This is a genomic window from Stenotrophomonas sp. (assembly GCF_036662295.1).
GTDB lineage: Bacteria > Pseudomonadota > Gammaproteobacteria > Xanthomonadales > Xanthomonadaceae > Stenotrophomonas.
In genome coordinates this window covers 1-11,116 of the sequence record NZ_JAVWXA010000123.1, presented here as the reverse complement: position 1 = coordinate 11,116, position 11,116 = coordinate 1, and the positions used below count along the sequence as shown (strand labels likewise).

Here is an 11,116-nt window from a genome sequence, read left to right as displayed (position 1 = left end):
GAGCCGGCCAGCGGCCGGCACTACCGATCGTTTCTAGGAGCCGGCTAGCGGCCGGCACTACCGATCGTTTCGCGGAGGGGCCAGCGGCCACCACATCAGAACGCGCCAGCGGGCGACAGGTTCGGCGCGCGCTGTCAACGCCTTCCCCCCGCCGGCCTGCGTTGCCACAATCGGGTCTTTCCGTACTGCGGCTCCGGCCGGAAGCAATGCCTGACATCACGCTCGCCCAGCAGATCGCCCAGACCATCGCCGATGAAATCGGTGCCCAGCCTGCCCAGGCGCGTGCCGCCATCGCCCTGTTGGACGAAGGCGCCAGCGTCCCGTTCATCGCCCGCTACCGCAAGGAAGTCACCGGTGGCCTGGACGACACCCAGTTGCGCAACCTGGAAACCCGGCTCACCTACCTGCGCGAGCTGGAGGACCGCCGCGCCGCGGTGCTGGCCAGCATCGACGAACAGGGCAAGCTCAGCGACGAGCTGCGCCACGAGATCCAGGGCGCCGATACCAAGTCGCGCCTGGAAGACCTGTACCTGCCCTACAAACCCAAGCGCCGCACCCGCGCCCAGATCGCGCGCGAAGCCGGGCTGGAACCGCTGGCCGATGGCCTGCTGGCCGATCCGGGCCTGGACCCGCAGGTGTTCGGTGCCACCTTCGTGGACGCCGACAAGGGCGTGGCTGACACCAAGGCCGCACTCGAAGGGGCCCGCGCGATCCTGATGGAGCGCTGGGGCGAAGATGCCGCGCTGGTCGGCGAGCTGCGCACCTGGCTGGGCGAACACGGGGTGATCCGTGCCCGCGTGGCCGAGGGCAAGGAAGAGCAGGGCGCCAAGTACCGCGATTACTTCGAGCACACCGAAGCGCTGGCCCGGATTCCATCGCACCGCCTGCTGGCGCTGTTCCGCGCGCGCCGCGAGGAAATCCTGTTCCTGGAGCTAGACCCGGGCGCCGATGCCGAGGCGGGCAACCAGTACGCCGAAGGCCGGGTGGCGTTCAAGGCGGGCATCCGTGACGCCGGCCGGCCGGGCGACCGCTGGCTGCTGGACGCCTGCCGCCTCACCTGGCGCGCCAAGCTGCACATGCACCTGCTGCTGGACCTGTTCAACCAGGCCCGCGAGAAGGCCGAAGCCGAAGCGATCGCGGTGTTCGGCGACAACCTCAAGGACCTGCTGCTGGCCGCCCCGGCCGGCCCCAAGACCGTGCTGGGGCTGGACCCGGGCATCCGCACCGGCTGCAAGATCGCCGTGGTCGATGCCACCGGCAAGCTGGTGGCCACCGACACCATCTACCCGCACGAGCCGCGCCGGCAGTGGGACCAGTCGCTGCACACGATCAAGCAGCTGTGCCAGAAGCACAACGTGGCGCTGATCGCGATCGGCAACGGCACCGCCAGCCGCGAAACCGACAAGCTGGCCGGTGAGGTGATCAAGGCGCTGGGGGAGGCCACGCTGCAGAAGATCGTGGTCAGCGAAGCCGGTGCCTCGGTGTACTCGGCCTCCGAGCTGGCGGCCAAGGAATTCCCCGACCTGGATGTCTCCATCCGTGGCGCGGTGTCGATTGCCCGTCGCCTGCAGGACCCGCTGGCCGAGCTGGTCAAGATCGAGCCCAAGGCGATCGGCGTGGGCCAGTACCAGCACGACGTGGACCAGTACCGCCTGGCGCGCGCGCTGGAGGCGCGGGTGGAAGACTGCGTCAACGCGGTTGGCGTGGAAGTCAACACGGCCTCGGCCGCGCTGCTGGCGCGTGTGTCCGGGCTGTCGGCCACGGTGGCCGAGAATATCGTGCGCCACCGCGACGACAACGGCCCGTTCAAGCGCCGCAAGGACCTGCTCAAGGTGCCGCGCCTGGGCGACAAGACCTTCGAACAGTGCGCCGGCTTCCTGCGCATCGCCGACGGCGACCAGCCGCTGGATGCCTCCTCGGTGCACCCGGAGGCCTACCCGGTGGTGGAGCGCATCGTGGCCGCCACCGCGCGCCCGATCAAGGCGCTGATCGGCGATGGCAGCTTCCTGCGCAGCCTCAAGGCCGAGCAGTTCACCGATGCGACGTTCGGTGTGCCGACGGTGCGGGACATCCTCAAGGAACTGGAAAAGCCCGGCCGCGACCCGCGCCCGGAGTTCAAGGCGGCGCGCTTCGCCGAGGGCGTGGAAGAACTGAAGGACCTCAAGGTGGGCATGATCCTGGAGGGCGTGGTCAGCAACGTGGCCGCGTTCGGTGCGTTCGTGGACATCGGCGTGCACCAGGACGGCCTGATCCATATCTCCGCGCTGGCCGATACTTACGTGAAAGACCCGCGCGACGTGGTCAAGGCCGGCGATATCGTCAAGGTGAAGGTGCTCGAGGTGGACGTGGCGCGCAAGCGCATCGCCCTGACCCGGCGCCTGGACGACACCCCGGCCCCGGCCAAGGCCCCCGGCGAGCGCGATGCGCGCCCGGCCGGGGGCGGGCGGCGTGAGGGCGGCAATGGCGGGCCGCGCGGCAACAGCCGTGGCCCGGCCCCGGGCCCGCGCCCGGGCAGCGCGGCACCGCCGGCCAACAACGCCCTGGCCGACGCCTTCGCGCGCGCCAAGCGCGGCGACTGAGCCGGCGCGGAGCGGGCACGCCAGGGGCCGCCAGGCGGTTCCCTGGCCGCTGTCGCCGGCCCTTGCGGGGCCGACACTTCTGGTTTCACTCCGCTTTGTTCACACTTGGCCTCAAATGCCCGTAGGCTGTGGCCCGTGGCGGGGAGGCCAGATGACAATGGAGCAGGCAGGACCGGAGGATCGAACAGGGGCCCGCACCGCGCGACGCGGCGCTTGGCCGTGGATGGAACCGCGCCCATGAGCGGGCAGGCGCCCGACATCGGCCCAGGCGGCGACCTGGCGCTGCAGGAGATGGCCGAGCGCCATCGGCGCCTGCAGATGATCATCGACGGCATGGCGGCCGGCACCTGGGAATGGAATGTCCAGGACGGGCGGATGTGGGTCAACGAGCGCTGGGCGCAGATCGTCGGCTACAGCTGCGACGAACTGGCGCCGATCACCCCGCACACCTTCTTCCGGCTGGTCCACCCCGATGACCTGGCCCAGTCCAACGCGTTGCTGACCGAACACCTGGAAGGCCGTTCGCCGCACTACGACAGCCTGTGCCGGATGCGGCACAAGGACGGCCACTGGATCTGGGTGCAGGACCGCGGCCGGGTATACGAGTGGGATGCGGACGGCCGCCCGTTGTGGATGGCCGGTGCGCACGCCGACGTGACCGACCTGCAGAACGCGCGCCAGGACGCGGCCAACATGCGCCAGCGCCTGCAGGCGGTGGTGGATGCCTCCGACGAGGTGGCGGTGATCGCCACCGACATCGACGGGGTGATCAACCTGTTCAACACCGGCGCGCAGAAGCTGTTGGGCTACAGCGCCGAGGAGGTGGTCGGGCGGGTCAACCCGGGCCTGTTCCATGACAGGGAGGAGATGCACGCCTACCTCCAGCCCGAGGCCGATGCCCAGGGCCGGCTGCCGACCGTGTTCGAGGCGCTGACCGCGCGCGCGGCGCAGGGCACCTGGTCGCACCAGTGGACCTTCGTGCGCAAGGATGGCGGGCGCCGCCAGGTGCGCCTGTCGATCAGCCCGCTGGCGTGCGGTGGCGGCCAGCGCATCGGGTATGTGGGCATGGCGGTGGACATCACCCCGCTGCTGGAAGTGCGCGAGCAGGCCTACCTGGCGGCGGAAAAGTTCGCCGGCGCGTTCTCCTCGGCGGCGCTCGGCATGGCGCTGGTGTCGCTGGAAGGGCGCTGGCTGGACGTGAACGATGCGCTGTGCGGCATCCTCGGCTATACCCGCGCCGAGCTGCTGGCGATCGATTTCCAGACCCTGACCCACCCCGACGACCTGCACACCGACCTGGCCCTGGTCGGTGACCTGCTGGCCGGGCGCCGCGACCATTACCACATGGACAAGCGCTACCTGGGCAAGGGCGGCAACACGGTGTGGGGGCGATTGTCGGTGTCGCTGGTGCGCGCCGAACGGGGCGAGCCGCTGCATTTCGTGTCGCAGATCCAGGACGTGACCGCCCAGCGTCAGAGCAGCCTGCAACTGCGTGAGTCCGAACAGCGCACCCGCGTCACCCTCGATGCGGTGGCCGACATGGTGCTCACCCTGGACCTGCAGGGCCTGATCCAGTACGCCAATGCCGCCGCCACCCGCGCCCTGGCCGGTGCAGGCGCGGCACCGCTGACCCACAGCCAGGTCCAGGACGTGATGGAGCTCACCACCGAGTACGCGCCGCGCTCGCCACTGGACATCGCCGTCCTGCTCGACCCGGACAGCAACGCGGTGGACCTGCACTCGGACCTGCTGCTGTCGGTGGGCGCCCAGTTGCTCCCGGTCGATGTGACCCGGGCCTGGCTGCGCGGTGAGGACGGGCAGGTCAGCGGGGCGGTCTGGGTGATCCGCGATGTGACCCAGCAGCGCGCCCGCCAGCGCGAGGCCCGCCACCTGGCCGAGGTGGACCCGCTGACCGAACTGAGCAACCGGCGTGGCTTCGAGGCGCACCTGCAGCAGGCCATCACCCGCGTGGCCCGCACCGGGCAGTCGGCCTCGCTGATGTTCATCGACCTGGACAACTTCAAGCCGATCAACGACAGCCACGGCCACCTGGCCGGCGATGCCATGCTGTGGGCGGTGGCCAACGTGCTGCGCCACGGCGTGCGCGACTCGGACATCGTGGCCCGGCTGGGCGGTGACGAATTCGCCGTGATCCTGGCCGGCTGCTCGCTCAAGCGCGCCCGCCGCATCGCCAGCGACCTGCTGGAGTCGGTGCGCGGGCTGACCATCCCCTGGGACCTGCAGCGCCTCAGCGTGGGCGCCAGCATCGGCATCGCCGCGATCGGCGGCAGCATGAGCGTGGACGCGGCGGTGGCCGCCGCCGACGCCCAGTGCTACCGGGCCAAGGCCCTGGGCAAGAACAACGTGCAGGTCGAAACCGCCCTCGGCCAGGCCAGCGACCCGCTGGATGCGGTGGAGAGCACCGAGGGCGGCGAGGGCTGAAGCCCCCGGGGCAGGGCGCTGACCGTTGGTCGGCCCGTCCTCAACTTCCGTGCCCGGGTGTCGATACCCCCTATGGAGCCGCGATCGCGTGGTTCCACGCTGGCCCCAGGCTGCCCCCGCTCGTCGTGGCCGGGACCGCGTGCCTTTGCAACACAGCGTCTGCAGGAAGCAAGACCATGTTGTACAAGCCGCAGGAGCGACGTCGCCCCAAGGACGTCCTCGCTAGTCCCCCAGCCAATCGATGTGCCGGCGGGCGTTTTGCCCGTCGGATCCCAACAGCTACCGGGCACCGAGGATCAGATGATGCTTACTTCAGGCATGCATGCGCATGTGCAGGAACGGGATGCCGACCCCGTCGTTTCACCGTGGCGCGCCTTGGTGGCGCCCTTTGTCGCCCGTCGCGACGCGCGTGGCGCGGCCGATGCGGGCGAACAGCGCCGGCGGCGCGAGCTGGAGGCGCAGGTGGCCGCGCTGCACCGCGTGCAGGCGGTGATCGAGTTCGACCTCGACGGCACCATCCTGCAGGCCAACGAGAATTTCCTGCGCACGCTGGGCTACCAGCTCGAGGAAATCCAGGGCCGGCACCACGCCATGTTCGTCGATCCGGCGCTGGCGCAGAGTGCGCAGTACCGTGAATTCTGGGCCAAGCTGGGGCGCGGCGAGTTCGATGCCGGCCAGTACCGACGGCTGGGCAAGGGCGGTCGCGAGATCTGGATACAGGCCTCCTACAACCCGGTGCTCGATGCCAATGGCCGGCCCTACAAGGTGGTGAAATTCGCCACCGACATCACCGCCCAGATGCAGCAGGCGGCTGACTACTCCGGCCAGCTGGCGGCCATCAACACCTCCCAGGCGGTGATCGAGTTCGGCCTGGACGGGCGCATCCTGTCGGCCAACGAGAACTTCCTGGCCACCACCGGCTACCGCCTGGACGAGGTGGCCGGCCAGCACCATTCGATGTTCGTCGATCCGCAGGAGCGCCAGGGCACCGACTACCGCCTGTTCTGGGAAAAGCTGGCGCGCGGCGAGTACGACGCCGGGCAGTACCGGCGGCTGGGCAAGGACGGTCGCGAGGTCTGGATCCAGGCGTCCTACAACCCGATCTTCGACATGAACGGGCGGCCGTTCAAGGTGGTCAAGTACGCCACCGACATCACCGCCCAGGTACGCGACACCCACGCCATGCAGCAGGCCGTGGCACAGACCCGCCAGGTGGTGGCCGCGGCCAAGGACGGCGACCTCACCGGGCACATCGCCACCGATGACAAGACCGGGCCGATCGCCGAGCTGTGCGAGGGCATCAATGCCCTGGTCGATGCGACGGCCTCGATCATCACCCAGATCAAGTTTGCCGCCGACACGATTGCCGTCGGTGCCAGCGAGATCGCCGAAGGCAACAGCGACCTGTCCGTGCGCACCGAGCAGCAGGCTGCCTCGCTGGAGGAGACCGCCGTGTCGATGAAGGGGCTGACCGCCACCGTGCAGCAGACCGCGGCCAACGCACGCCAGGCCAGCGACCTGGCCAGCGGCGCGGTGGACGTGGCCGCGCAGGGCGGGCACGTGGTGCACGAAGTGGTCTCCACCATGGCGCTGATCAATGCCTCCTCGCGCCGCATCGTGGACATCATCGGGGTCATCGACGGTATCGCGTTCCAGACCAACATCCTGGCCCTCAACGCGGCCGTGGAAGCAGCGCGGGCGGGCGAACACGGACGCGGATTCGCGGTGGTCGCCAACGAGATCCGCGAGCTGTCGCAGCGCTCGGCCAGTGCCGCCAAGGAGATCAAGCAGCTGATCGCCGACTCGGTGGAGAAGGTGGGCGCCGGCACCGGCCAGGTGGAAAGCGCGGGGCGCACGATGGATGAGATCGTGGTCAACGTGAAGCGGGTCAGCGCGCTGGTCACCGAGATCAGCGCCGTGGCCCAGCAGCAGAGCGAGAGCATCGGCCAGATCAACCAGGCGGTGGATCACATCGACCAGAGCACGCAGCAGAACGCCGCCCTCGTCGAAGAAGCCTCCGCGGCCGCACGCAGCATGGAAGAGCAGGCCAGCCAGCTGCGCCACACCGTGGCCGCCTTCCGCGTGGAGCCGGCCAGGGGTGGGGCGCGCCAGGGTGGCGGGCAACCTACGCTGCGGGTGGTGTGACGCGGCGCTACATGCCGACAAGCAGGCGCTGGCAATTGCGCCTGCGCAAGCGGTCTGGATTTGCAATACTCGACCTTCCCCATGGAAGGTCGAGGTAGACAGGATGCGATGGATATCAACGGGTGCGGTGTTGCTGGCCGCCGGACTGGCCATACCGGGCGTCGCCGGCGCCGCATCGGCGGTGTTCTACGATGCGGACACCGGTGCCTACGGTTATTCGATGAACAAGCGCACGGTCAGCGCGGCCATGCAGCAGGCATTGGGCTATTGCGTGCAGCGCTCGCCCGACTGCAGCGGCCAGGCCAGCACCAACGCGCCGGGGTTCTCCGCGCTCTACACCGGCACGCATGCGGTAGGGTATGCGCTGTCGGAAAAGGATGATGTCGCCGCCCAGCGCAAGGCCGAGGCCATGTGCCGGCGCCAGGCCGCCGACTGCCAGCTCGCGCTGTTGTGGCGCGAGCGCGTGCCGGTGCCGGTGACGCTGAGCCAGCAGGGGCGGCCACTGCCGGCACCCGCCCGACGCGCAGCGAAACCGGAGGCGCAGGACGCGGCGATGAATGAGGCAACGGCCCGGGCCGTTGCGGCCGCCAATGCAGCGGCGGCGGCTGCTGCCGTCGAGGCAGCGGCGGAGGCGGCAGCGACGCGTAAGTGATCACCCCAAAAGCAAAAGGCCAGATCAATGATCTGGCCTTTGCATCTTCCCTGGTGCCGAAGGTGGGACTCGAACCCACACGCTTTTAAGGGCGGCGGATTTTGAGTCCGCTGCGTCTACCGATTCCGCCACTTCGGCTGGCTGGCCGCGTAGTGTATACAAGTTGGGCGCTTCTGGGGAGGCCTGAATGCTTCATCGTCGTGCACGGCCTTCATCCGGCCCGGACGCTATACTCACCGTGCTGAACCATACAGGGAGCCGGGATGAGCACGTTGCAGGGTCTGCGCGTACTGGTGGTGGAGAACGACGAGATGAGTGCGACGCTGCTGCAGATGCAGTTGACGCATGTCGGCGCGCTGGTGGAGGGTCCGGTGGCCTCGGTCGCCGATGCGCTGCGCCTGTTGTCGCAGAGCGAGCCACAGGTGGCCTTGCTGGATTACCGGCTGGCCCACAACGAAACCAGCGAAGCCGTTGCCGCCGCCCTGGCCGCGCGCGGCATTCCCTTCGTGCTGGCCACCGGCATGGCGCCGGATCACCTGCCCGAGGCCTTCCGCCAGGGCGTGCTGCTGAGCAAGCCCTACCTGACCGCCGACTTGAACGCCGCCTTGGGGCGCGCGCTGCAGGGCGCATCGGTCGCCAGTTGAGGCAGGCCGTTCACGCCGCTTCGGCGTGGGCCAGCGACACCGGTTCGCGGTCGTCGAGGATGCGGTAAAGGGCGGCCAGGTCCTGCGGGTCCGGGTTGAGCCACGCATCGAGGTGCTCGGGGCGGATCGGCACGATGCAGCGGTCATGGCCGGCCGCTGCCACCTCCGGTGGCGGTGTATCGGTGATGGCGGCAAATGACAGCAGGCGACCTTCCGGGCCTTCCCATTCCGACCAGAGGCAGGCGATCAGCAGGTCGCGCGGCGGCTGCGGCCGGAACTCCAGCACCACGTTGCTTGCCGTTTCGCCCGGCGCCAGTGCCCGGTGTTCCATGGCGTGGCGCGGTACGTGCTCGTAGAACGACTGCACCACCACCACGCCGTGGCGATGCCCGAACGCGCTCTTCCAGTACGATGCCAGGCTGTCGCGGCGCGCATTGTAGGTGCCCGGGTAGAGGGTGTCGTTGCGCGCGGGTTTGTCCGGCAGCCGGCATTGGTAGCGCATCGGCTTGATCATGCGCTGGCCGTGTTCGGACACGATCACCGGTGCGTACACGCCGGGAAAGATGCGGCTGTCGCGCGGCAGCAGGCCGGTGCGGCGCAGGTCGTCCAGGCGCGCCTGCGCACGTTCGACCCGGTTGCCGGCGATGCGCCGCTCGTTGCGTGCCTTCTGCGTGGGGCGCTCGGCCAGGGCGTGCTCGGCCGCGGCCAGGCGCGCGGCCTGCAGGCGGATCTCCTCATCCAGTGCCTGCATCTCCTCGGCGTGCCATTGCTGGATCCTGGCCACGATGTCCTGGCCCTGTGCGGTGCGCGCGCCGGCAAAGCCGTCGTCCATGGCCTTGGGCGTCTTCGGGCGCTGCTTGCCGGCATCGTGGGCATAAAGCTGGGCGAAGTCGTCCAGCGACATCATGGCGCCGAACTCGCGGACCAGCTTGGTGTAATCGGCACGGATCTGGGCGGAATAGCACATGGTGCGAGGGCAGGGGGAGCAGGCGTACAGGATAGGCCGGTTCGTCGCACGCGGTGAGCGGCCGATGGGCGATGCTGCCTGCTCACTCCTTCAGGACGCCCTGCCATGACCTTGCCCGCCGGCCTGCAATGCCATCCCCATCCGCCCGCCGTGGAGGAGTATCGCGCCCTGCGCGTGGCTGCCGGGCTGAGCCCGAAAACCCAAGCCGCCGCCGCGCTGGGCCTGCCCAATACCGTGCATGGGGTATGCATCCGCGCCGGCGACGAACTGGTGGCGATGGGGCGGCTGGTGGGCGACCGCGGCTGCTTCCTGCAGGTGGTGGATATCGCCGTGCTGCCGCGATGGCAGGGCCAGGGGCTGGGCAAGGCGGTGATGCGGCACCTGGACCAGTGGCTGGGCGTGCATGCCGTGGGTGCCTATGTGAGCCTGATCGCCGATGGCGACGCCAACCGGCTGTATGCCCAGTTTGGATTCCAGCCCACCGCGCCCCGTTCGGTGGGCATGGCCAAGGTGGTGGGGTGAGTGCCGACCGACGATCGCTACCGGGCACACAAACAAAAACCCCCGGCATTGCCGGGGGTCGTTGTTTGTCGCTGGCGTCCCCACGGGGATTCGAACCCCGGTCGCCACCGTGAAAGGGTGATGTCCTAGGCCTCTAGACGATGGGGACGCACGAAACTTCAAATTTTGTCACTGCACTTCAATCGGCCTAATGATTGGAGTGGTGGAGCCAGGCGGGATCGAACCGCCGACCTCCTGCATGCCATGCAGGCGCTCTCCCAGCTGAGCTATGGCCCCACGTTGAAGCTGCGAGCCGCCTATCATAGCGACGGTTTCTGCTTATGGGAAGCTTTTTTTGTTGCCCCGTGACGACCCACGCAGGTAGGCCCCCCCCCGGTGGCACACAAACAAAAACCCCCGGCATTGCCGGGGGTCGTTGTCTGTAGCTGGCGTCCCCACGGGGATTCGAACCCCGGTCGCCACCGTGAAAGGGTGATGTCCTAGGCCTCTAGACGATGGGGACGCACGAAACTTCAAATTTTGTCACTGCACTTCAATCGGCCTAATGATTGGAGTGGTGGAGCCAGGCGGGATCGAACCGCCGACCTCCTGCATGCCATGCAGGCGCTCTCCCAGCTGAGCTATGGCCCCACGTTGTGTTGCAAGCCGCCTACTATACCTGCCTGTTCACGTTTGTGGAAGACCACAAGGCAACCGGCGGGTGGCGGTGACAAAAAGACCCGGCGAACCGGGCCTGATGTCGTTGATGAGTGGCGTCCCCACGGGGATTCGAACCCCGGTCGCCACCGTGAAAGGGTGATGTCCTAGGCCTCTAGACGATGGGGACGCACGAAACTTCAAATTTTGTCACTGCACTTCAATCGGCCTAATGATTGGAGTGGTGGAGCCAGGCGGGATCGAACCGCCGACCTCCTGCATGCCATGCAGGCGCTCTCCCAGCTGAGCTATGGCCCCACGATGCTGGAGGCGGAATTCTACGCGGATGTGAAGCCGACGCCAAGTCTTTTTTCTGAAACACCGAAGAAAAATCCATCGCCGTTGCGCGGGCGCGTGCCTGCATGGGTTGATCGGCGGGCGAGGGCGGCAGCAACGTCGATCAGCGACGAGGCCTGACCCGTCCTGCCATAGGTTGACACCTGTGGCTGACGATCCGGCCGCCGTCAGG

Annotated in this window: 8 protein-coding genes and 7 tRNA genes; 7 read left to right on the top strand and 8 right to left on the bottom strand. The window is 68.4% G+C overall.

Translation table 11 applies throughout. The annotated features are described in order from the left end of the window. Positions 1-206 precede the first annotated feature (206 nt). The 4 genes from RSA25_RS17170 to RSA25_RS17155 all read left to right on the top strand — a co-directional run bounded on the left by RSA25_RS17170 (position 207) and on the right by RSA25_RS17155 (position 7,818). Positions 207-2,579 carry a Tex family protein gene (locus tag RSA25_RS17170; RefSeq protein WP_332810048.1) on the top strand — a complete coding sequence of 791 codons (2,373 nt, stop codon included), beginning with the start codon at positions 207-209 and terminating at the stop codon, positions 2,577-2,579. A 237-nt stretch (positions 2,580-2,816) separates the two neighbouring features. Beyond that, complete coding sequence (locus RSA25_RS17165; RefSeq protein ID WP_332810047.1) at positions 2,817-5,021, top strand: PAS domain S-box protein; 2,205 nt, start codon at positions 2,817-2,819, stop codon at positions 5,019-5,021. A gap of 300 nt (positions 5,022-5,321) precedes the next feature. Further along, positions 5,322-7,166 (top strand): methyl-accepting chemotaxis protein, encoded by a 1,845-nt coding sequence (locus RSA25_RS17160; RefSeq protein WP_332810046.1) that lies wholly within the window; start codon positions 5,322-5,324, stop codon positions 7,164-7,166. 127 nt (positions 7,167-7,293) lie between these two features. After that, positions 7,294-7,818, top strand: coding sequence for a DUF4189 domain-containing protein (locus tag RSA25_RS17155; protein ID WP_332810045.1), 525 nt, complete (start codon positions 7,294-7,296; stop codon positions 7,816-7,818). Between the two features lie 51 nt (positions 7,819-7,869). On the opposite strand, the gene RSA25_RS17150 is transcribed toward RSA25_RS17155, so the two are convergent. Further along, positions 7,870-7,956 (bottom strand) — tRNA-Leu (locus tag RSA25_RS17150). Between the two features lie 125 nt (positions 7,957-8,081). Here RSA25_RS17150 and RSA25_RS17145 point away from each other — a divergent pair. Further along, positions 8,082-8,462: a response regulator gene (locus RSA25_RS17145; protein WP_332810044.1), complete on the top strand. Its 381-nt coding sequence runs from the start codon at positions 8,082-8,084 to the stop codon at positions 8,460-8,462. Between the two features lie 10 nt (positions 8,463-8,472). Here the strand turns inward: RSA25_RS17145 and RSA25_RS17140 are convergent, their stop codons facing one another. Then, positions 8,473-9,429: an SOS response-associated peptidase family protein gene (locus RSA25_RS17140; protein ID WP_332810043.1), complete on the bottom strand. Its 957-nt coding sequence runs from the start codon at positions 9,427-9,429 to the stop codon at positions 8,473-8,475. Positions 9,430-9,534: 105 nt separating this feature from the next. On the opposite strand from RSA25_RS17140, the gene RSA25_RS17135 reads away from it, so the two are divergent. Next, a complete protein-coding gene (locus tag RSA25_RS17135; RefSeq protein ID WP_332810042.1) occupies positions 9,535-9,951 on the top strand; it encodes a GNAT family N-acetyltransferase in 417 nt (138 codons plus the stop codon). A gap of 72 nt (positions 9,952-10,023) precedes the next feature. Here the strand turns inward: RSA25_RS17135 and RSA25_RS17130 are convergent. The 6 genes from RSA25_RS17130 to RSA25_RS17105 form a co-directional block, all read right to left on the bottom strand. After that, positions 10,024-10,099, bottom strand: a tRNA-Glu gene (locus RSA25_RS17130). Between the two features lie 52 nt (positions 10,100-10,151). Next, a tRNA-Ala gene (locus tag RSA25_RS17125) sits at positions 10,152-10,227 on the bottom strand. A gap of 150 nt (positions 10,228-10,377) precedes the next feature. Then, a tRNA-Glu gene (locus tag RSA25_RS17120) sits at positions 10,378-10,453 on the bottom strand. Positions 10,454-10,505: 52 nt separating this feature from the next. Beyond that, positions 10,506-10,581 (bottom strand) — tRNA-Ala (locus RSA25_RS17115). Between the two features lie 120 nt (positions 10,582-10,701). Next, positions 10,702-10,777: transfer RNA gene (locus tag RSA25_RS17110), tRNA-Glu, on the bottom strand. Between the two features lie 52 nt (positions 10,778-10,829). Continuing rightward, a tRNA-Ala gene (locus RSA25_RS17105) sits at positions 10,830-10,905 on the bottom strand. On the opposite strand from RSA25_RS17105, the gene RSA25_RS17100 reads away from it, so the two are divergent. Further along, on the top strand, positions 10,873-11,064 hold the full coding sequence (locus RSA25_RS17100) for a hypothetical protein (protein WP_332810041.1): 192 nt from the start codon (positions 10,873-10,875) through the stop codon (positions 11,062-11,064). The genes RSA25_RS17105 and RSA25_RS17100 overlap by 33 nt on opposite strands. Positions 11,065-11,116: the final 52 nt, after the last annotated feature.

Coding starts and splice junctions, on each gene's coding strand:
- RSA25_RS17170 (WP_332810048.1), top strand. CDS start 207: ATGCCTGACATCACGCTCGCCCAGCAGATCGCCCAGACCATCGCCGAT.
- RSA25_RS17165 (WP_332810047.1), top strand. CDS start 2,817: ATGAGCGGGCAGGCGCCCGACATCGGCCCAGGCGGCGACCTGGCGCTG.
- RSA25_RS17160 (WP_332810046.1), top strand. CDS start 5,322: ATGATGCTTACTTCAGGCATGCATGCGCATGTGCAGGAACGGGATGCC.
- RSA25_RS17145 (WP_332810044.1), top strand. CDS start 8,082: ATGAGCACGTTGCAGGGTCTGCGCGTACTGGTGGTGGAGAACGACGAG.
- RSA25_RS17140 (WP_332810043.1), bottom strand. CDS start 9,429: ATGTGCTATTCCGCCCAGATCCGTGCCGATTACACCAAGCTGGTCCGC.
- RSA25_RS17135 (WP_332810042.1), top strand. CDS start 9,535: ATGACCTTGCCCGCCGGCCTGCAATGCCATCCCCATCCGCCCGCCGTG.
- RSA25_RS17100 (WP_332810041.1), top strand. CDS start 10,873: ATGCAGGCGCTCTCCCAGCTGAGCTATGGCCCCACGATGCTGGAGGCG.